18 protein-coding genes are annotated in these 20,523 nt (G+C 68.6%); 13 read left to right on the forward strand and 5 right to left on the reverse strand.

Features of this window, described 5'->3' with window-relative positions; translation table 11 throughout:
- The first annotated feature begins 75 nt into the window (after window positions 1-75).
- Window positions 76-1,032 (forward strand): AEC family transporter, encoded by a 957-nt coding sequence (locus CNO20_RS08270; RefSeq protein WP_101295645.1) that lies wholly within the window; start codon window positions 76-78, stop codon window positions 1,030-1,032.
- A gap of 7 nt (window positions 1,033-1,039) precedes the next feature.
- Here CNO20_RS08270 and CNO20_RS08275 read toward each other — a convergent pair whose 3' ends face one another.
- Window positions 1,040-2,434: an MATE family efflux transporter gene (locus CNO20_RS08275; RefSeq protein WP_101295758.1), complete on the reverse strand. Its 1,395-nt coding sequence runs from the start codon at window positions 2,432-2,434 to the stop codon at window positions 1,040-1,042.
- Between the two features lie 300 nt (window positions 2,435-2,734).
- On the opposite strand from CNO20_RS08275, the gene CNO20_RS08280 reads away from it, so the two are divergent.
- Complete coding sequence (locus tag CNO20_RS08280; protein WP_101295646.1) at window positions 2,735-3,598, forward strand: S-methyl-5'-thioadenosine phosphorylase; 864 nt, start codon at window positions 2,735-2,737, stop codon at window positions 3,596-3,598.
- 85 nt (window positions 3,599-3,683) lie between these two features.
- Entirely contained in the window at window positions 3,684-4,415 is a 732-nt protein-coding gene (locus CNO20_RS08285) for a DUF7504 family protein (RefSeq protein ID WP_101295647.1), read from the forward strand.
- Window positions 4,416-4,485: 70 nt separating this feature from the next.
- Here the strand turns inward: CNO20_RS08285 and CNO20_RS08290 are convergent, their stop codons facing one another.
- The 3 genes from CNO20_RS08290 to CNO20_RS08300 are packed head-to-tail and all read right to left on the reverse strand — an operon-like array spanning window position 4,486 to window position 9,319.
- On the reverse strand, window positions 4,486-5,439 hold the full coding sequence (locus tag CNO20_RS08290) for a segregation and condensation protein A (protein WP_101295648.1): 954 nt from the start codon (window positions 5,437-5,439) through the stop codon (window positions 4,486-4,488).
- On the reverse strand, window positions 5,432-9,019 hold the full coding sequence (gene smc / locus CNO20_RS08295; RefSeq protein ID WP_101295649.1) for a chromosome segregation protein SMC: 3,588 nt from the start codon (window positions 9,017-9,019) through the stop codon (window positions 5,432-5,434). The genes CNO20_RS08290 and smc overlap by 8 nt, the downstream gene beginning before the upstream one ends.
- Before the next feature lie 30 nt (window positions 9,020-9,049).
- A complete protein-coding gene (locus CNO20_RS08300) occupies window positions 9,050-9,319 on the reverse strand; it encodes a DUF7518 family protein (RefSeq protein WP_101295650.1) in 270 nt (89 codons plus the stop codon).
- Between the two features lie 134 nt (window positions 9,320-9,453).
- On the opposite strand from CNO20_RS08300, the gene gatB reads away from it, so the two are divergent.
- The 9 genes from gatB to CNO20_RS08345 all read left to right on the forward strand — a co-directional run bounded on the left by gatB (window position 9,454) and on the right by CNO20_RS08345 (window position 16,300).
- Window positions 9,454-10,944, forward strand: a complete 1,491-nt coding sequence (gatB, locus tag CNO20_RS08305; RefSeq protein WP_101295651.1) for an Asp-tRNA(Asn)/Glu-tRNA(Gln) amidotransferase subunit GatB — start codon at window positions 9,454-9,456, stop codon at window positions 10,942-10,944.
- A 150-nt stretch (window positions 10,945-11,094) separates the two neighbouring features.
- On the forward strand, window positions 11,095-11,913 hold the full coding sequence (locus tag CNO20_RS08310; protein ID WP_101295652.1) for a helix-turn-helix transcriptional regulator: 819 nt from the start codon (window positions 11,095-11,097) through the stop codon (window positions 11,911-11,913).
- A 97-nt stretch (window positions 11,914-12,010) separates the two neighbouring features.
- Window positions 12,011-12,835: a helix-turn-helix transcriptional regulator gene (locus tag CNO20_RS08315; protein WP_101295653.1), complete on the forward strand. Its 825-nt coding sequence runs from the start codon at window positions 12,011-12,013 to the stop codon at window positions 12,833-12,835.
- A 247-nt stretch (window positions 12,836-13,082) separates the two neighbouring features.
- On the forward strand, window positions 13,083-13,256 hold the full coding sequence (locus tag CNO20_RS08320; protein ID WP_101295654.1) for a DUF1059 domain-containing protein: 174 nt from the start codon (window positions 13,083-13,085) through the stop codon (window positions 13,254-13,256).
- A gap of 266 nt (window positions 13,257-13,522) precedes the next feature.
- On the forward strand, window positions 13,523-14,128 hold the full coding sequence (locus CNO20_RS08325) for an OsmC family protein (RefSeq protein WP_101295655.1): 606 nt from the start codon (window positions 13,523-13,525) through the stop codon (window positions 14,126-14,128).
- A gap of 14 nt (window positions 14,129-14,142) precedes the next feature.
- On the forward strand, window positions 14,143-14,910 hold the full coding sequence (locus CNO20_RS08330) for a methyltransferase domain-containing protein (RefSeq protein WP_101295656.1): 768 nt from the start codon (window positions 14,143-14,145) through the stop codon (window positions 14,908-14,910).
- Between the two features lie 2 nt (window positions 14,911-14,912).
- Complete coding sequence (locus CNO20_RS08335; protein WP_101295657.1) at window positions 14,913-15,410, forward strand: hypothetical protein; 498 nt, start codon at window positions 14,913-14,915, stop codon at window positions 15,408-15,410.
- Window positions 15,411-15,580: 170 nt separating this feature from the next.
- A complete protein-coding gene (locus tag CNO20_RS08340; protein ID WP_101295658.1) occupies window positions 15,581-15,856 on the forward strand; it encodes an AbrB/MazE/SpoVT family DNA-binding domain-containing protein in 276 nt (91 codons plus the stop codon).
- A 3-nt stretch (window positions 15,857-15,859) separates the two neighbouring features.
- Complete coding sequence (locus tag CNO20_RS08345) at window positions 15,860-16,300, forward strand: type II toxin-antitoxin system VapC family toxin (protein WP_101295659.1); 441 nt, start codon at window positions 15,860-15,862, stop codon at window positions 16,298-16,300.
- Window positions 16,301-16,330: 30 nt separating this feature from the next.
- Here the strand turns inward: CNO20_RS08345 and CNO20_RS08350 are convergent, their stop codons facing one another.
- On the reverse strand, window positions 16,331-17,743 hold the full coding sequence (locus CNO20_RS08350) for an MATE family efflux transporter (protein WP_101295759.1): 1,413 nt from the start codon (window positions 17,741-17,743) through the stop codon (window positions 16,331-16,333).
- A 256-nt stretch (window positions 17,744-17,999) separates the two neighbouring features.
- On the opposite strand from CNO20_RS08350, the gene CNO20_RS08355 reads away from it, so the two are divergent.
- Window positions 18,000-20,513 (forward strand): DNA topoisomerase I, encoded by a 2,514-nt coding sequence (locus CNO20_RS08355; RefSeq protein WP_101295660.1) that lies wholly within the window; start codon window positions 18,000-18,002, stop codon window positions 20,511-20,513.
- The last annotated feature ends 10 nt before the right edge of the window (window positions 20,514-20,523 follow it).

A 20,523-nucleotide genomic window follows, 5' to 3' on the forward strand; every position in this document is an offset into this window, starting at 1 on the left:
TCACTTCCGGCGAGGTCCGATCGACGCGTCGCCGACACCGAAGCGCTTGTAACGGCGGACGGGGTCGAACCACCCATGTCGCTGTTCTCCATCTTCGCGACGGCGATCCTCCCCATCGTCGCCATCGCAGCCGTCGGCTTTCTGCTCGGGCGGACGCGGGACGTGGACCCCGGCCCCCTCAACACGATCACGGTGTACGTGCTCGCGCCGGCGCTGGTGTTTCACAGCCTGGCGACGACGACGCTCGGCGGATCGACGCTGGTGCGCGTCGTCGCCGGCGTGGCCGCCTACGTCGTCGCGATGCTCGTCTTCACCGAGCTCGTCGGTCGGTTGACGGGCGAGTCCGAACCGCTCCTCAGCGCGCTCGTGCTCGTGAGCGCCTTCCCGAACTCCGGCAACTACGGCATCCCGCTGTCGGAGTTCGCCTTCGGGGCCGTCGGCCGGAGCACCGCGGTGCTGTACCTCGCCGCGCAGAGCGTGCTCATCTACACCGTCGGCGTCTACGTCGCCTCCCGGAGCGGCGGGACGGCCGGCCTCCGGGGGGTAAAGCGGGTGCTGAAGATCCCCCTCGTCTACGCCGTCGCGGGGGCGCTTTTCGTCCGCTGGCTCGGGGTCGTCCCCCCGGCGGACGCCACCGCCATGGCGACGCTGAAACTCGTTGGCGACTCCTCGATCCCGGTGATGCTCCTGATCCTCGGTATCCAGCTCGCCCGGACCGACTACGGCGCGGCGCTGTCGCGGGCGGGGAAGGCGAACGTGCTGAAGATGGTCGTCGCGCCGTTCGTCGGCCTCGGGGTCGCGTTGATCCTGGGGTTCGAAGACCAGACCGTCGCCCGCGTGTTCGTCCTGGAGTGTGCGACGCCCGCGGCGATCACGCCGCTCATCCTCCTCATCGAGTTCGCCGGCGGCGAGCGCGTCGGCGGCGTCTCCGTCGCCGAGTACGTCAGCACGGTGGTGCTCACGACGACCCTCGTGAGCGTGCCGCTTTTGACGCTGCTCATCGCGCTCCTTGACTCGGGGATGGTGCTGTAGCGCCGGCTCAGTCGTCGGCACCCTCGACGGCGGGGTCGGCCGCCGCGAGCGGGTCCCCGCCGGCCTCGTGGTCGACGATCCGCTCCTTCCACGTCCCGCGCGAGAGCCACGCGACCGCGGCGACCGCGCCGACCACGTCGCCGAGCGCGACGGAGATCCAGATCCCCGTCGGTCCCCACCCCTCGACGAAGACGAGGTAGTAGGTCGCGGGCAGGCGGCCGATCCAGAGCGTCACGAGCGAGAACGCCAGGGCGGTCTTCGTGTTGCCCGCCCCGCGGAACGTGCCGAGCGCGACCTGGAGGACGCCCATGAAGACGAACATGGCCGCCGCGACGCGGAGGTAGTCGCTCCCGTGGGCGACCGTCTCGGCGGCGCGGCCGGTCCCGCTCGTGAGGAAGACGCCGACGATCGGCCCCGGCGCGAGCACCGCGACGAGCGTCACCGGGACCATCACCGCCGCCACGAGCCCCATCGCGAGCCGCGAGGCCCGCTCGGCGCGATCGGGGCGATCCGCCCCGAGGTTCTGTCCGACGACGGTGTCGACGGCCTGTGCGAGCCCCATCGCCGGCAGGAACACGAGCGAGATCAGCCGGTTGCCCAGCCCGTAGGCGGCGACGACCGCCGGCGGGAACGTCGCCACCATCCCCGTCATGACGATCATGGCGAGCGAACTCGACGACTGTTCGAGCGCGCTCGGGACGCCGAGGCGGACGATGTCGGCGATCCGGGAGGGGTCGGGGACGAGGTGTTTCGCCCGGATCCGCGGACCGACGTCGGTGCCGAAGAGGACGTACAGGCCGACGGCGGTCGCCGCCATGCGCGACGCCACCGTCGCGACGGCCGCCCCCTCGATTTCGAGCGCCGGGAACGGTCCGACGCCGAAGATGAGGAGCGGGTCCAGCACGACGTTGACGGCGACGCTTATCACCATCACGCGCATCGGCGCGCGGGTGTTGCCGTAGCCGCGCATGAGCGAGACGAAGACGAAGAAGCCGAACAGGAACGGCGTGCCGAGGAAGAACACCCGCATGTACGCCGCGGCCAGCGGAACGATGGCCCTCCGGGTCTCCGGGTCCGTCGGGAGGAGTGCGAGCATCGGATCCGTGACGACGTATCCGAGAACGCCGAGCGCGACGGCGACGATCGTCACGAACGACAGCGTCTGTCCGGCGATCCGACCGGCGGCGTCTTCGCCGCCAGCGCCGGTGTACTGCGCGACCAGGATGCTCCCCGCGGCCGTGAACCCCGCGCCGACCGAGATGAGAAAGAAGATGATGGGAAAGGCGAGGCTCAGCGCGCCGACGGCGTCGGCCGACAGCGCCCCGAGCCAGAAGGTGTCGGCGACGTTGTAGGCGACCTGCAGGAGCTGGATGACCACCATCGGCCACGCCAGCCTGATCATCGGACGGACGAGATCCCCGTCCGTCAGATCGTTCTCGTAGGAGGGTCCGGTCACTGACGTCTCCACTTCGGGAGAGCACTTCAACTCTCCCGACCATCGGTAACGCGTGACAGTGCCGAATGCGGAAACGCTTGCTCGCTTCCGCCGCCCCCTCCGACCCGATCGTCCCTCCGAGGCGTCGACGACGCCCCGCGAACGGTCGGCCGCGACGCCCGAGGAGTACGCGACGACGTCCCACGAGGAGGCGACGACGGCGGCCGAAGCGCACCCTTTAGGTTGCCGGTCGAACCACTATCGGTCATGCCCATCGGCTTCATCGGCGGCAGCGGAATCTACGAGGCCCTCTCGCTTTCGAACGTCAGAGAAGAGCGCGTCGAAACGCCGTACGGCGAGCCGAGCGCGCCGGTCACGATCGGCGAGTTCGCCGACACCGGCCGCGAGGTCGCGTTCCTCCCGCGCCACGGCCCGGACCACCGGCACTCCCCGACGGACCTGCCGTACCGCGCGAACATTTACGCGCTCAAGGCGGTCGGCGTCACGCACGTCGTCGCGAGCAACGCGGTCGGGAGCCTCAGGGAGGAACTGCCGCCCGGAACGCTCGTCGTCCCGGATCAGCTCTTCGACCGGACGAAGCACCGCCGGTCGACCTTCTTCGGCGACGGCATCGTCGTCCACCAGCCGTTCGCGGACCCGTACTGCCCCGACCTGGTCGACCACCTCGCCGACTCGGTCGAGGCGGCGACCGACGCCGACGTCCGGCGCGGCGGCACGTACGTCTGCATCGAGGGGCCCCAGTTCTCGACGCGCGCCGAGAGCGAGTTCTACCGCTCGCAGGGGTGGGACGTGGTCGGCATGACGGCCGTCCCCGAGGCGAAGCTCGCCCGCGAAGCCGAGATGTGCTATGCGACCATCGCGGGCGTCACGGACTACGACGTCTGGAAGGAGGACAGCGAGGTCACCCTCCGAGAGGTGCTGGAGAACGCCGCGAAGAACGAGCGGGCGATCAAGGAGGCCGTCGAGCGCGCGATCCGAACCCTCCCCGAGGACCGCGACTGCGAGTGCCAGCACGCGCTCGAAGGGACGGTCAACACGCCGACGGAGTCGATCCCCGCGGAGACCCGCGAGCGCGTCGACCTGCTCGTCGGCGAGTACCTCGACGACTGAGCGCGCACCGCCGTCCTCGGAACGTCTCAGTATAACTGCTTTCGCTCAGAAAGACTATATATCGAGACGGACAATCTCGGCCCGGATGGATGGGGATGCAGCGGCCCTCGAACGGGAGTTGCGCGCGCTGAAGCGGCGCGGCGCGCACATCCTGCTCCTCGACGGGCCCGCGGAAACCGCCGCGTGCGATCGCCTGCTCGGAGACGAGGATCGGACGAGACGACACCTGTTCGTCTCGACGAGCGGCTGCCGCGTCGACCGCGCCGGCGAGCGGACGCGCGACCGCGACCCCCGGCGGTTCGGCTTCGTCGACGTCGGCGGCGGCGGCACGCGCTCGGCGGTCGAACCGTCGTCCCTCGACCCGGGGGAGGTCCCGCGTCCGCCGGAGCCGGTCGAGCCGATCGGACCCGTGGCCGGGGCGCGCGACCGCCGGGCCGCGGAGTGGTACAGCCGGACCGCGCCGACGGACGGGCTGCCCGAGATCGCCCGGCACGTCCACGTTCACCTGTCGCGGTTCGAGGCCGAAGCGCCGTCGCCCGGCGAGATCCGCGTCTGCTTCGACTCGCTCGACCCGTACGTCGAGGGTGTCGATCCGGCGTACCTCCGCCGGTTCCTGCGCGTCGTCACGGCGCGGACGCGATCGGCGAGCGCGATGGCGCACTACCACCTCTCGAAGACGGCCGACGACCGCGTCCGCGAGACGCTCCCTCCCCTGTTCGACGCTACCGTCGAGACTCGGGTCGCCGCCGACGGGCCGCGGCAGCGCTGGACGCTCCGGGAGCCCGGACTCCGAACGAACTGGCTCCCGCTGGAGTGACCGACCGGCGACCCCCCGACGATCGAAGCGTTTCGAATAGCCGGAACCGAGAGCGGCGATCAGTCGGCGGTCAGTCGGCGATCGCCTCGTCGCCCTCGCCGAAGGCGGCGGTCGCCGGGTTCCGCACCCAGAGGTCGCCGAACAGGTCGTCCTGCTGGAGCCGGACGCGGTCGCGGTGGGCCAGAAAGAGCAGCGCGAGGAACGTCTCGACCGGCCGCCCGCCGGCCTCTCTGATCTCCGCGAACAGCACCTCGTCGCGGCCGGCGTCGTAGTGGGTCCGGAGCGCCGCCTCGACCGCCTCGATGGTCGTCTCGATGTCCTCCGCGTGGGCCGTCCCGGTCACGTCGGCCTCGGTCGGCTCCTCGTCGCGCCGGAAGTCGTCGGCCGCGTGGTAGTCGAGCGTCTGCGTCCCGCGGCTGAACCCGCGCGGGGAGTCGCTCGTGTCGTACGTGCGCGACTCCTTCCACCACGTCCCCCGCTCGGCCTCGCGGAGCTCGCGGACGAGTTCGTCGAGCGTCTCCGGCGACCCGCGGGCCCGCTTCCGGTCCAATCGGCGGTCGATCTCGTCTTCGAGCGCGTCCACCGGATCGAACCCCGGGGCGCGGTCGTCGTCGGCGTCGCCGCCTTCCAGGGCCAGCTCCCACGGTTCGAGCTCCTCCTCGGGCTCGTCCTCCTCGCCGGCCGCGAGGAGCGCGTCGCTCTTCATCCGGAGGAGGACGCTCGCGTAGAAGAGCGCCCGGCCCGACGTGCGGAGGTCGGTCGCGTCGAGCCGTTCGAGGAACGCGTCCGTCACGCGGACGACGTCGATGTCCCAGGGCTCGATCTCGCCCTCCTCGGCGAGCTGGACGAGGAGCTCGACCGGTTCGACCTCGTCGGCGTCGACGTCGACGTCCGCCGGATCGACGTCGCCGGGCAGGCCGTCGAGCGCGCCGTTTGCTTCCGAGTCTCCGTTCGCTCCCGGGCCCCCGTCCGTCCCCGAGTCTTCGCTTCCCCCCGCGTCCTCGCCCGCTCTCGGGTCAGTCATCGGCGGGCACCTCCGCCTCCTCGTCCTCGTCGTCGCCGAGCCTGATTCCGGTCACCGCGCTGACGTTGTTGTCCTGCATGGTCACGCCGATGGCCCGCTCGGACCGCTCTAAGAGCGCCGAGCGGTGCGAGACGACGACGAACTGCGCCCTGTCGGCGAGGTCGTCGACCATCTGCCCGACGCGCTCGGCGTTGACCGCGTCGAGGAACGCGTCGACCTCGTCGAGCGCGTAGAAGGGGGCGGGGTTGTGCCGCTGGATCGCGAAGATGAACGCGAGCGCGGTGAGCGACTTCTCGCCGCCCGACATCGCGTCGAGCCGCTGGATCGGCTTGTCGCCCGGCTGGGCCTTCATCGTCAGGCCGCCCTCGAACGGATCCTCCGGATCCTCGAGGTGCAGTTCGCCCGTCCCCGCCGAGAGGCGGCCGAAGATCTCCTGAAAGTGGTCGTCGATCGCCTCGAACGCCGCCATGAACGTCTCCTTTTTCTGGGACTCGTAGGACTCGATGCGCTCCGTGATGGCGTCGCGCTCCTCGACGAGCACGTCCCGCCGCTCCCGGAGGTCCGCGAGGTCGGCCTCCACGCTGTCGTACTCGTCGATGGCGAGCATGTTCACCGGTTCGAGCGCCTCCATCTCGGATTCGAGGCGGTCGATGGTGCGCTCGACCGTCCCGTGGTCGGGAACCTCCTCGGGGTCGTAGTCGCCGACCTCGCCCTCGAGCTCGTCGATCTCCCAGTCGAGCCGCTCCGCGGCGCTTCGGAGGCTTTCGAGCCGCGACTCGACGGTCGAGACGCGCTCTCTCTGCTCGTCGCGCTCCTCTTTCGCCTCGCGGAGGTCCGCCTGCAGCTCGCGGCGCTCCTCCTTCAGCTCGACGAGCTCCGCTTCGAGCTCGGAGACGGCCTCGCGCTTCGCTTCGAGCGACTCCTCCTTCTCGGCGATCTCTGCCTCGAACGCCTCGATCCGCTCTTCGGCCTCGGCCTTCCGGTTCTGCGCCGACTCGACGGCGTCGTGGAGGTCGTCGATCGCCTCCTCGGCGTACTGCTTTTCGAGCTGGAGTTCGTTGAGCCGGCCGTCGAGGTCGTCCATCCGGGATTCGAGCTCGTCGACCTCGGCGCCGATCTCCTCCGCCCGGTTCGTGAGCTCGGGGATCTCCGAGTCCGCCAGTTCCGACTCCAGCTCGTCGATCTCGGATTCGACCTCGGCGATCGCGCCGTCCTTCGAGCCGATGCGGTCGTCGAGCGCCTGCATCTCCTCGTCGACGTTCTCCCGCTGGTCGCGGAGCTCCTCGAGCCTCGCTTCGAGCTCGTCGATCCGGGCCTCGGCGGATTCGAGGTCCCCCTCCGCCCGATCGATGTCGCTCCGGACGGAGCGGACTTTCTCGGCGGCGTCGGTCTGCCGGTCGCGAACGTCGTCGAGCTTCCCCTCGACCTCGCGGACCTCCTCGCGGAGGTCGCGGCGGCGGTCCTCGAGGCGCGCGATTTCCTCCGCGACCCGCTCCAGCCGGCCCTTGCCGGACTTGGAGAACGAGTAGCGCGACCCGCCGCCGCTGCCGCCGGTCATCGCGCCGGAGCGCTCGACCAGATCGCCGTCCAGGGTCACCATCCGGTAGTCGCCCATCAGGTCGCGGGCGGTCCGCATGTCCTCGACGACGAGGGTCGAGCCGAGCACGTACGAGAAGACCGACGCGTACCGCGAGTCGAAGTCGACGAGGTTGTACGCGAAGTCGACGACGCCGGGGTGGTCCGGCAGCCGGGGCAGGCTCCGGTTCTGCATCTTCGTGATCGGCAGGAACGTCGCCCGCCCGGCGTTGCGGGACTTCAGGTAGTCGATGCAGGTCGATCCGACCCCGTCGTCGTCGACGACGACGTTCGCCAGTCGGCCCCCGGCGGCCGTCTCGCAGGCCTTCGCGTACGTCCCGGAGACGCCGCCGAGCTGGCCGACCGCGCCGTGGACGCCGTCGATGTCCGCGTTGAGCACCGTCGTCACGGAGCGCGGATACGAGCTGTCGCCGTCGCGCCCGGCCCTGGCTTCGAGCTCGGCGTACTCGTTCTGCTTCGCGCGGAGCTCGTCCTCGACGTCGCTCAGCTCGTCTTTCAGCTCCCGCCGCTCGTCGCGCAGGTCGTTGACGACCGACTGGACCTTCGATTTGTTCTTCTCCGCCTTGTCCAGCTCCCCGCGCAGCTCGGAGATCCTGGCCTCGAGTTCGGGGATCCGCTCGCGGGCGGCTTCGATCTCGTCTCTCGTCTCGCTGAGTTCGTTCGACCGGCGGCGGGCGTCGTCGAGCAGGCGGTCCTTCTCGCGCTGGAGGTCGTTCTTCTCGGTCTTCAACTCCTCCAGCCGCTCTTTTCTCTCCGCCAGCGCGGCCTTCAGCTCGTCGAACTCCGTGTCGACGCTCTCGATCTCCGCCTTCACGTCGGCGAGTTCGACCTGCTTCGACTGGATGTCGCTCTTGACGGAGGCCTTCTCGACTTTCACGGAGCGGATCTCGTCGCCCAGCTCCTCGACGACCTCGCCCTTGCGGTCGATCTCGACGAACGCCCCGCGGCGCTCGTTTTCGGCCTCCTCGATGCGCTCCTCTGCGGTTTCGATCTTCCCTTCGAGGCGGCTGATCTCGCCTTTGACCTCCTCGATCTCGCTTTTGATCCGGAGCTGTTCGTCCTCGCCCTTCCGCTCGATCTCGCGGTTGAGCTCCGACAGCTCGGCGTCGAGCCGGGAGACGCGGCCCTGCTTCTCGTCGAGGGTCGACCGGAGGTCGGCGAGCTCCTCCTCCTTCGCGTCGATCTTCGCCTCGGTCCGTTCGCGGTCGGCCCGCTTGTCCTCCAACTCGGCGGCCTTGAGGTAGCCCTGGTACTCCTCCTTTTCCTCGCGCAGTTCCCGGTACTGCAGCGCCGTCTCCCGCTCGTCGGCGAGCTGGTCGAGCCGCTCTTCCTTCTCCTCGATGCGGAGGTCCGCCTCGCCGATGCGCTCTTCGACCGTCTCCAGCTCCTCGAAGGCGGCCTCCTTCTTCGCGTCGAACTCGGCGACGCCGGCGATCTCGTCGACGATGCCCCGCCGCTGGTACGGGGTCATGTTGATGATCTCCGTCACGTCGCCCTGCATGACGACGTTGTACCCCTCGGGCGTGACGCCGGCCTGCGACAGCAGGTCCTGGATGTCCGAGAGGTTGACCGACCGACCGTTGAGGTAGTAGTAGGAGTAGTAGTTGTCGTCGGTCTGTTTGACCCGGCGCTTGATCGTGATCTCGTCGACGTCGCCGACGCTGTCGGTCCCGGCGGCGTTGACCACCTGCGAGCGGTCGAGCGCGCCGTCGCCGTTGTCCAGGACGACGGTGACGCTGGCCTCGCGCGGGCCGCCGGTCCGCTCGTCGTCCTCGTGACCGGGGTTGTAGATCAGGTCCGTGAGCTTCTCCGCGCGGATGCCTCTGGTCCGCGCCAGCCCCAGCGCGAAGAGGACGCCGTCGATGATGTTGCTCTTCCCGGAGCCGTTCGGCCCCGTAACCACTGTGAAGTCCTCGTAGAACGGTATTCGGGTCTTCCGCCCGAAACTCTTGAAATCGTCAAGGACGAGCTCTTTGATGTGCATGGGTTGCTCGCGATGGGAGGAGTCGCGAGCCTACGCGACGATGATGTCGCTTTCCCCGGACTCCGTCCCGTCGTCTTTCTCCTCGGTTTCGGCGGCTTTATCCCCTTCGACCTCGCTTTCGTCCGCGGGCGACTCGGCGTCGACGACGTCGGTTTCCGCCGCCGCGTCGACCTCCACCGCGACCGCGTCTTCCAGCTGTCGGACCCGCTCTTTCGTCTCCACGAGCTCCTCGGTGAGTCCGTCGACGGCCGCCTGTAGTTCCGTCACTTTCGATTCGAGCTCCTCCACCCTGTTGCTCATGCCCTTACTCCGCGCCCCCGGAGGCATAAAAGTACGTCAGACGTTAAGTGGGGGCCGCGAGGAGGTCGCAGAATCCGAAACGTCGCGGACGGCGTCCCGTTAGCCTTTAGCCGGGCGCAGGTATAGCATGAGCAATGACCGCTCAGGCGCTGGAACAGCGTGATCTCGCCGTCGTCATCGGGCTGGAGGTGCACGTCCAGCTCGAGACGAACTCGAAGATCTTCTGCGGCTGTTCGACCGAGGCCGCGGAGGACGAGGAGCCGAACACCCGAACGTGCCCGGTCTGTCTCGGCCTCCCGGGCGCGCTCCCCGTGCTCAACGAGGGCGCGGTCGAGGCGGCCGTGAAGGTCGGCAAGGCGCTGAACGCCGACATCCCGGAGGAGACGAGCTTCCACCGGAAGAACTACTACTACCCGGACCTGCCGAAGAACTTCCAGATCACCCAGTACGACGCCCCGATCTGCCGCGACGGGACGATCGAGGTCGAGATCGAAGGCGAGCGCCGCGTCATCAACGTCCGCCGCGCCCACCTGGAGGAGGACCCCGGCAGCCTCCAGCACAAGGGCGGCAGCATCGACGCGGCGGACTACACGCTCGTCAACTACAACCGCGCGGGCACGCCGCTCATGGAGATCGTCACGGAGCCCGACTTCCGGAGCCCCAGGGAGGCGCGGCGCTTCCTCGCCAAGCTGGAGGAGGTGCTCGAGTACCTCGGCGTGTTCGACGCGACGCGCGACGGGAGCCTCCGGGTCGACGCCAACATCTCGATGGTCCCCGCCGACGAGGTGGACGCCGACGGGCGGATCGACGAGGAGGCGCTCGCCGCCGCGAACCGGACCGAGGTGAAGAACATCTCCAGCCACAAGGGCGCGGAGAAGGCGCTCGCGTACGAGGTCACCCGGCAGAAGAACGCCATCCAGCGCGGTCGCGCGGTCGAACAGGAGACCCGCCACTGGGACGAGTCCCGGGGCATCACCGTCTCGATGCGCTCGAAGGAGGAGGAGAAGGACTACCGCTACTTCCGCGAGCACGACCTCCCGCCGCTGCGGGTGTCCGACTGGAAGGAGAAGATCGACATCCCGGAGCTCCCGGACGCCCGCCGCGAACGCTTCCGCGAGGCGTACGGCCTCGACGTCGAGGCCGCCTCGAAGCTCACCTCCACCAAGGCCGTCGCCGACTTCTACGAGGACGTGGTCGAGGAGTTCGACCCCGACCTCGCGGCGACGTGGGTCGCCGACAACCTCCTCGGCGAACTCAACTACCGCGACATGGCGATCACCGACGTGGAGGAACGCCTCGGCGAGTTCACGCGCCTGATCGAGCTGGTCGACGCCGGGGAGATCACCCGCAAGAACGCCGAGGAGATCGTCCTCCGGCGGATGCTCGACGAGGGCGAGCCGCCCGAGGCGGTCATCGAGGCCGAGGGCCTCGGCACGGTCGGCGAGGACGAGGTCGAACGGGCCGTCGCCGAGGCGATCGAGGAGAACCCCGAAGCCGTCGAGGACTACCGCGGCGGCGAGGGCGGCGCGATCAACTTCCTGGTGGGACAGGTCATGCGGAAGACCGGCGGGAGCGCCGATCCCGGCGACGTGAACGCGATGCTCCGGGAGCGGCTGGACGAGTAGCCGCCCGCGGACTTTTTCGGCTTCCCCGCGGGTGAAGTCGGCCGAGCGCGGGTGGAACGGACGATTCCCGCGGGGAGCGTTTCGACTCGAACGAGTCGATAAACCGACAGAATGAGCTATACGCGCGCGCGAACCACGGTACCGTATGGCATGAAAGTCGACGGCGGGACGTTCGGCGCCGCGGATTCGCCGATCGACGACGTCGGGTACCTCGCGCGGTCAGAACACCGCGCCCCGACGCTCGTCGCGCTGAGCGCTCGCCCCCGGAGTCGATCCGAACTGTGGGAACTGACCGGGGTCTCGTCGTCGACGATCCGCCGGACCCTTCGGGAGTTCGAAAGCCGCAACTGGATCCGCAGGAACGGGTACCGGTACGAGACGACGCAGCTGGGAGCGTTCGTCGCGGACGCGATGGAGGAACTGCTCGACCGGGTCGAAACCGAGCGGAAGCTTCGGGACGTCTGGAACTGGATTCCGAGCGAGGAGAGCGGCTTCACCATCGAGATGTGTTCCGATGCGGTCGTGACGGTCGCCGAACCCGACGACCCGTACGCTCCGGTGAATCGATTCGCGTCGTTACTCCGGAAGACGAACGGGTTCCGGTTCGTCGGGTTCGACGTCGCCCTGCTCGAACCCTGCAAGGACGCGCTCCGAGAGCGGATCGTCGACGGCATGGAGACGGAGATCATCGATCCGCCGAGCGTCGCCAGGTACATCCTCTCGACGTATCCGGAGCACTGTTCGGAGCCGCTCGAAAGCGGCAACTTGACGGTTCTGCTACACGACGGGCTGCCGCCCTACGGGATTGGGTTCTTCGACGACCGAATCGCCGTTAGCTGCATCGATCAGGACAGCGGAACCGTCCGGGCGTTGATCGACACCGACGCGCAGGCCGCCCGGGAGTGGGCGGAGTCGACGTACGAGCGGTACCGACGCGAGGCCCGGCCGCTCGAATCGGTCGTCGAGTGACTGCACGAGCCCCTCCGGCGTGAGCAACCCCGCTCCGATTTCGGCGCTGACTGTCCGGCGGAGGAATAGTTATACCACCCGACCATGTACGTGAACCATGCTATCGAATACCAAAGATCCGGGTGGCACGGGATCGTCGATCGACGACGTCGCGTACCTCACGCGGGCCGATCACCGGATCCCGACGCTCATCGCGCTGACGGTACGTCCCCGGAGTCGATCCGAACTGTGGGAACTGACCGGGGTCTCGTCGTCGACGATCCGGCGAACCCTCCGGGAGTTCGAAGACCGCAACTGGATCCGCAGGGACGGCTATCAGTTCGAAGCGACGCAGCTGGGCGCGTTCGTCGCCTCCGCGCTGGCCGAGATGATCGAACGGGTCGAGACCGAGCGGCGGCTCCGCGACGTCTGGCGCTGGCTCCCCGGCGAGGAGTGCGGTTTCACGATCGAGATGTGCTCCGACGCGGTCGTGACGGTCGCCGACGCCGACGACCCGTACCGCCCGGTGAACCGATTCACGTCCCTGTTACGGGAGACGGATCGATTTCGGTTCGCCGGATTCGACGTGGCGTTGTTCGAGCCGTGTAAGGACGAGCTCTGTCGGCGGATCGTCGACGGCATGCAGACGGAGATCATCGATCCGCCGCGCGTGGCCAGATACATCCGCTCGACCTGCCCGGAGCTGTTTTCCGAGGCCCTGGAGAGCGGCAATCTCACGGTCCGGTTGCACGACGAGTTACCGCCGTACGGGGTCGGGATCTTCGACCGCCGAGTCGCGATCAGCGGCTACGATCCCGACAGCGTAACGGTTCGCGTGCTGGTCGATACCGACGCGTCGGAGGCCCGCGAGTGGGCGGAATCTATCTACAGGTCCTACCGACGCCAGACGCCGACGATTCCCCTCGAAACGGTCGCGGAGTGACGCTCCGGGCGCCGCGGGCGGGATCGAGGACGTCGCGTCGGCTGTTCTTACGTCGCGGCACCCGCCTCGGTGAGCGCCGGCGACTCGCTCGGGTGCAGAGGCGAATCGGCATCGCGGTCGGCTCCCCGCCTTCGACCGGTGACTCCCTTCCATCGGTTGCACGCCGGTCAGCGGCTGCCGCGACGCCACCAGATAGCTACCTGTCTCTCGGGCTCGTACCGTCCCTCGCGGAGGGTGACCCCCACCGATGACAAAAGCACACAAACTCGACTGTGAGGCGGCAGCGGCCGACTGCCGGTTCATCATCCAGTCGGAAAACGAGGCGGAAGCGATCGAACTGGCCAAGAAACACATGAGAGACGTCCACGGTCGGGAGTACACGGACGAGGAACTGCAGGAGAACCACCTGCAGGTCGTGTGACGATACCCGACCCCGACCTCCGCATTTTCCCGCTCCGCCTTCCCCTCGGAGCGCCGCGTTTTCGGGCGACCCGCCGGTCGCGGGGGCGCACGGCGTTCCGACTGCGGCGGGCGTTCACCACGGCGGCCACTCACCGGGAGGTACCGCCTCCAGCCGGTGACCATCTTCCATCGGCTGCACGGCGGGTAGTCGCCGCCGAAATCTCACGAGATAGCTACCTAACCCTCGCGCTCGTCTCCACTCCCGCCGGGAGGCGAAACGAAACCATGACAGACGACCAGCAGATCAGACACGGCGTAAACGTCGACAAGCTCGAAGGGTTCGCCGAATACGCGGCCGAAAACCCCGACGAGGTGCAGCTCGGCCTCGGGGCCCGATCTACCTACGAGGGGACCTGCGCTCACAGCCTGGCGAAGATCGACTCGTACACGCTCGGCGGCGAGACGATCGCGCGCGAGACGCGCGAGTACACGATCCCGTACGGGGGGTGGAAGGAAGTGTTGGACGCGGGCGGGTGGGTCGGCGGAACCGACCGGATGGAGCCGATAGAGGTCGCGCTCTCCGCGCTCGCCTCATGCATCAACGTCGGCATCACCATCAACGCCGTCGCGAACGGCGTCGAGATCGAGCGTCTCCAGACGCGCGTCCGGACCGATTTCGACCCCGGCGTCCTGTTCAGCCTCGCGGACCTCGACGAGGCCGACGCCGTCTTCGAGAACCTGACTGCCGAAATCGAGGTCGCGGGCGCGGACCTCGACGAGGATCAGATAGACGAGTGGGCGCGTCGAGCGCCCGTTTACACGCTCGTCTCGCTCGCCCAGGACGTCCAGCTGACCGTCAACACCCCGGCCGAGGTACCGGTCGACGACTGAGAGGGTGAGAACGGATGGCGAACACACTGGACGTCGAAAAACTCGAGCGGGCGGTCAAGAACGTCTACCGGGACGTCGCGGAGGCGCCGACCGGAGAGTACCACTTCGAGATGGGTCGTCCGCTGGCCGAGCGACTCGGCTATCCGGCGGACGACCTCGACCGGATCCCCGCGGAAGCCCTCGAATCCTTCGCGGGCGTGGGGTACCACTTCGACCTCGCCGACATCGGGGAAGGAGACGACGTGCTCGACCTCGGCAGCGGGTCGGGGACGGACGCGTTCGTCGCGGCGCTCCGCGTCGGCGAGTCGGGCAGCGTCACGGGGTTGGACATGACCGACGAGCAGCTCGAGAAGGCGCGGGGGTTGCGAGACGAGGCGGGAATGGACGCCGTCTCGTTCGAGGCGGGGTACATCGAGGAGCTGCCGTTCGAGGACGGGACGTTCGACGTCGTGATCTCGAACGGAGTCATCAACCTCTCGCCGGAGAAAACGCGGGTGTTCGAGGAAGCGAATCGCGTTCTCGCCTCGGGGGGCCGGCTCGCCGTCTCCGACATCATCAGCGAGAAACAGATGCCGGAGAGCATCAAGACCGACGCGGATCTCTGGGCGGCCTGTATCGGCGGGGCCGAACAGATCGACCGCTATACGACCCTCATCGAAGCGGCCGGATTCGAGGTGACGGACGTTCGGGAAAACACCACGTACGAGTTCATCTCCGATCAGGCAGCGAACGCGTGTCAGAAGTACGGCGTGAAGAGCGTCTCTCTCAGCGCACACAAGTGATCATGGAAGTAACAGAACAGGCGGTAGCGGGCGAACGGGAAGAACAGGTCGAGCTCAACGGAAAGCTCCGGAGCGGGTCCCTGCTGATGGCGCTCGCGGGCGTCGGATTCATCGGCTACGGAATCGTGTTCCTCGTCCTGAATTTCGTGGGCAGCGGATTCGAACTGGGAGTCGCCCACCTCGACGGAATGACCCCGGCGGATCTGAACCCGACCGTGGCGTTTTACATCAGCCACCTCCACGTCGCCACGGCGGCGTTCATCATCTCCACGGGGATCGCGGTCACCGCGCTCTCCTGGTACGGGGTCCGCCAGCGGCTGCGGTGGGCGTGGGCCACCGCCGTCGTCGCGGCCGTCGTCGGGCTGGCGCTCGCCCTGCCGATGCACTGGGTCGGCGGGTTCTCCCACGACTGGGTGACGCACCTCGGTCCGATCTACCTTGCCGTGGTGGTGTTCGTCGTCGGGGTCGCGCTGGCCTACCAGGGAATGCGAACCGAGTGACGCCGTCCGCGCGATGGCCGCGGCGTTCCCCGACGAATCCGTTTTACGGTCGCAACGACTCCGTTCGATCAATCCCACCGACCTCGGTGACGTGAACGCGACGCTCAGAGAGCGGCGGGACGAGTAGCCACCGGGACAGTTTTTCGTGTTCCCACCGAAGTGGGAACCGTATGCGCGCGGACGGAACTGAGCGTCACATCGACGAGAAGGGTCGCGTCACCATTCCGAAATCGGTCCGCGACCGGCTGAACCTGCGGCCGGGCGAACGCGTCGAGGTGTCCGTCGAGGACGGCCGCATCGTCGTCAAGCCGCGAATCTCCCGTGACTCGTTCGTCGACGCGATGCGCGGCTGTATCACCGAATCGACGCGTCGGCCCGACGCGGCCGAACTCTCCCCGGCCGACCTGAAGGCGGATTGGACGGGCGACCTCCCGACGGGTCGCTGACGAATGTACTGTCTCGACGCGAACATCTGGGTGTACTACTTCGACGCGGAGCGCTCCGAACACGAGGCGATCTCCGAGCCCGTCACCCGCCTGCTCTCCGCGGAGCCGCTTTTCACGACGACGGTGCTTCAGATGGAAGTGGTCCACTACCTGAACAACCAGCTGGCCGAGAGCGCCGACGCCGTCGAGCGCTTTCTGAACCTCGAAAACACGACGGTCGCGGCGCTCTCGCCCGAGGACGTTCGCGCCGCCGCGACCCTGCTCGACGCGTACCCGAACCTCGGAATCGACGGACGGGACGCTTCAGTCGTGGCTGCGATGGAACGGACCGACGTTTCGACGCTCTGGACGCACGACACCGGACTGAAACGGTTCGGGAGGCGACTCGACTGGCTGACGGCTCCCGATCCGGTCGAATCTCGTTCGACTCCGTCGTCCGAGTGAGCGGCACCAACGTATCCGTCGACGACCGCATTAATCGGTCTCGACGACCCCGGCCGCCCCCGTCGGTTCGCGGTCGATGACGCCCTCGCGCCACCTCCCGCGCTTGAACCACAGGACGGCCACGACGAACGACGCGGTCGCGCCGACGGAAAAGGCCCACCAGAGCCCGTTCACGCCCCAGTCGAGCGCAGACGCGGTCGCGCCGCCCGGCAGCGTCACGCTCCACGCGAACGCCAGCGCGAGCGCCGTCGGGACGCGGAAGACCCACCGCGAGAGAAACGACAGCGCCATCGCCACCTTCGTCCGCCCCGCGCCGCGGAACGCGCCCTGGATGACCATCGTGCCGCCGAAGAACGCCCAGAACGGGGCGATGATCCGGAGGAAGACGACGCCCTCGTCGACGACGGCGGCGTCGTTCACGAACGCGCGCATCGCGACGGCGGGGAACGCGACGACGAGCGCCGCCGCGGCGAACAGGAGCCCCATCGTCCCGACGGTCGCCTTCCACGTCACCTCCGCGGCGCGGTCCGGGGTCTCCGCGCCGAGGTTCTGGCCGACGCCCGTCGCCGTCGCCTGCCCGACCGCCCCGGCGACGGTCCAGGAGACCGACATGAGCCGCACGCCGATGCCGTAGGCGGCGATGGCTGCGACGGAGAACTGCGCGACGAGGGCGGCCATCGCGACGGCGGCGAAGCTCCGCGCCCAGCCGTCGATCGTCGCCGGGTAGCCGACCGCGACGAGTTTGCGGAGCGTCGGGCGGTCGGGGCGCAGGTCGCCGACGCGGAGTCGAACCCCCCAGTCGCCGCGCAGGAGGACGTAGACGCCCGCGGCGGCCGCCAGCCCGCGGGCGACGAACGTCGCGACCGCGGCCCCGCGGGTCCCCCACGCCGGAAACGGCCCCGGACCGAGGATGAAAAGCGGATCGAGCACGACGTTCAGCCCCGCGGAGAGCACCATCAGCCACATCGCGGTCTTCGTGTCGCCCGCGCCCTGCAGGGCGGCGCGGAACGCGAAGAACAGGAACGTGAAGGGGAGCGCGAGGAAGATGACCTCGATGTACGCCAGCGCCTCGACGAACACCCGCCCGGAGAGCCCCATCGCGCCGAGCAGGGGACGGCGGACCGCGAGACCGAGCGCCGCGAGCGTCACCGCGACGGCGACGGTGAGGAACGCCGTCTGCGCGACGACGTTGTCCGCCTCCCGATCCTCGCCCGCGCCGACGTACTGGGAGACGAGCGCGATCGTCGCCGCCGTGATGCCCATCGCCGTGGAGACGAACATCCACGACAGGGGGAACATGAGCGAGACGGCCGCGACCGCCTCGGGGCTCACGCGACCGACCCAGAACATGTCCGCGAGGTTGTAGAACGTCTGCAGGAGGTTGCCGGCGACGAGCGGCCACGCTAGCGCGGCGAGCTTCGGCGTCACCGCTCCGGTGGTCATGTCGACGCGACTGCCCTCTCGTCCGGACACGCCGTTGGTCACGGGAGGCCGACAAAAAAGGACGCACCTTCCGGCCACGGCGACCGGTTCCGCCCGGGGTGTGCCGGCGTTCTATCCCGTGCGTCGACGGTTGCGCGGTTCGCGCGGTTCGCTCTCGTCCTCCTCGCGCGTACGAGCGCGCACGACCGCCTCTGCTTGCGATTTTCCGCGGCGCGCCGCGAAAGATTTAGGCCGCCGCTTTTCCTACCCGCCCTCAATGAGTCGTGGCCCTGAGTTGATAATCACGGAGAAGGACAACGCCGCGAGACGGATCGCCGACATCCTCAGCGGCGGGTCCGCGGACGCCGAGCGGACGAACGGCGTCAACGTCTACAAGTGGGGCGGCAAGCGCTGCATCGGGCTGTCGGGGCACGTCGTCGGCGTCGACTTCCCGCCGGAGTACAACGACTGGCGGGACGTCGAGCCGGTCGAGCTCATCGACGCGCCCATCGCCAAACAGCCGACGCGGGAGAACATCGTGCGGGCGCTCCGCCGGCTCGCGCGGAACGCCTCCCGGGTCACCATCGCGACCGACTACGACCGCGAGGGGGAGCTGATCGGCAAGGAGGCGTACGAGCTCGTCCGCGACGTGAACGAGGACGTGCCGGTCGACCGCGTGCGCTTTTCGTCTATCACTCAGCGCGAGGTGACCGAGGCGTTCGAGAACCCCGACGAGATCGACTTCGACCTGGCCGCCGCCGGGGAGGCCCGGCAGATCGTCGACCTCGTCTGGGGGGCCGCGCTCACCCGCTTTCTCTCCCTCTCGGCGCGACAGCTCGGCGACGACTTCATCAGCGTGGGCCGGGTGCAGGGGCCGACGCTGAAGCTCATCGTCGACCGCGAGCGCGAGATCGAGGCGTTTGACCCCGAGGACTACTGGGAGCTGTTCGCCGAACTGCTGAAGGACGGCGAGGAGGACGCCTTCGAGGCGCAGTACTTCTACCTCGACGAGGACGGCAACGAGGCGGAGCGCGTCTGGAACGAGAACGCCGCCGAGGAGGCGTACGAGACGCTCCGCGGGGCGTCGAGCGCGACCGTCGAGTCGGTCCGGCGGCGCACCCGGACGGACCGCCCGCCCGCGCCGTTCAACACGACGCAGTTCATCCGCGCGGCGGGGAGCATCGGCTACTCCGCCCAGCGGGCGATGAGCATCGCCGAGGACCTCTACACGGCGGGGTACGTCACCTACCCGCGGACGGACAACACCGTCTACCCCGAGGATCTCGACCCCCGGGAACTGCTGGAGGAGTTCCTCGGGGACCGCCGGTTCGGCGACGACGCGGAGTCCCTCCTCGGACAGGACGAGATCTCCCCGACGGAGGGCGAAAAGCAGACGACCGACCACCCGCCGATCCACCCGACCGGCGAGCTTCCGAGCGCGGCCGACCTCTCCGAGGACGAGTTCGAGGTGTACGAGCTCGTCGTCCGGCGCTTCTTCGCCACGGTGGCGGAGGCGGCGAAGTGGGAGCACCTCCGGGTCGTCGCCGACGTCGGGTCCGGCGACTCGGCGCTGTCGCTCAAGGCGAACGGCAAGCGGCTCGTGAAGCGGGGGTACCACGAGGTGTACCCGTACTTCAACAACACGGAGAACTTCGTCCCGGCGGTCGAGGAGGGCGAGGTGCTCTCCGTCGCCGACACGCGGCTCGAAGAGAAGCAGACCCAGCCGCCGCGGCGGTACGGCCAGTCGCGGCTCATCGAGACGATGGAGAAGATGGGGGTCGGAACCAAGGCGACCCGTCACGACGTGATCCAGAAGCTCTACGACCGGGGGTACATCGAGAGCGACCCGCCGCGGCCGACGCGGCTGGCGAAGGCGGTCGTCGAGGCCGCCGAGGAGTTCGCGGACCTCATCGTGAGCGAGGAGATGACCGCCCGGCTCGAAGAGGACATGGCGGCCATCGCCGACGGCGACGCGACGCTCGACGAGGTGACCGACGAATCCCGCGAGATACTGGAGGAGGTGTTCGACGAGCTCATGGAATCCGGCGAGGAACTCGGCGACCACCTCCAGCAGTCGCTCAAGGCGGACAAGACGCTCGGGCCGTGTCCCGACTGCGGCAGCGACCTCCTGATACGAAAGAGCCGGCGCGGGTCGTACTTCGTCGGCTGCGACGGCTACCCCGACTGCACCTACACGCTCCCGCTCCCGTCGACCGGCAAGCCGCTCATCCTGGAGGAGACGTGCGAGGAGCACGACCTCCGGCACGTGAAGATGCTCGCCGGGCGCAAGACGTTCACCCACGGCTGTCCGCAGTGCAAGGCCGACGAGGCCGACGAGCAGGAGGACGAGGTGATCGGCGCGTGTCCGTCGTGCGGGGACGAGCACGGCGGGGAACTGGCGATCAAGCGCCTCCGCTCCGGCTCGCGGCTCGTCGGTTGCACGCGCTACCCCGACTGCGACTACTCGCTCCCGCTGCCCCGGCGCGGCGAGATCGAGGTGACGGACGAGCGCTGCGAGGAGCACGACCTCCCGCACCTCGTGGTGCACAACGGCGACGAGCCCTGGGAGCTCGGCTGTCCGATCTGCAACTACCGGGAGTACCAGGCCCGACAGAGCGGCTCCGAGCTGGAGGCGATTCGGGGGATCGGCAAGAAGACGGCGGAGAAGCTCAAGGAGGCGGGCATCGAGGACGTCGACGGGCTCAAGGACGCCGACCCGGACGACCTCGCGGCGTCGGTCGAGGGCGTCGGGGCGGACACGGTGCGGAAGTGGCAGGCGAAGGCGGACTGATCGGCGGGGC

It is taken from the genome of Halegenticoccus soli (genome assembly GCF_002844195.1).
Lineage (GTDB): Archaea > Halobacteriota > Halobacteria > Halobacteriales > Haloferacaceae > Halegenticoccus > Halegenticoccus soli.